Source organism: Streptomyces beijiangensis (assembly GCF_017315755.1).
Classification (GTDB): domain Bacteria; phylum Actinomycetota; class Actinomycetes; order Streptomycetales; family Streptomycetaceae; genus Streptomyces; species Streptomyces beijiangensis.
Genome location: NZ_JAFLRJ010001579.1, coordinates 1 through 300, shown reverse-complemented (window position 1 = coordinate 300; position 300 = coordinate 1). Strand labels below are relative to the sequence as shown.

Here is a 300-nt window from a genome sequence, read left to right as displayed (position 1 = left end):
GAATCCGTGCGGTCGCTGGCCGGCCACGGCATGGAGGTCACCCTCGACCACCTGGGCGAGGACATCACGGACCGGTCCGAGGCGCTCCGCAACCGCGACGCCTATCTCGCCCTCGCCGACTCCCTCGCGGGCGAGGGCCTGGGGCCGCGCGCGGAGATGTCCGTGAAGCTGTCGGCCTTCGGGCAGGCGCTCCCCGGCGGCGACGACCTCGCGTACGCGAACGTCCTGCCCGTCGTCGAGGCCGCGGCCGCCGCGGGCACGACGGTCACCCTGGACATGGAGGACCACACCACCGTGGAC

General features: G+C 74.0%; 1 protein-coding gene. It reads left to right on the top strand.

Features of this window, described 5'->3' with window-relative positions:
• The coding region (locus J0695_RS42760; RefSeq protein WP_372445951.1) for a proline dehydrogenase family protein at nt 1-300 on the top strand (300 nt) is incomplete at both ends.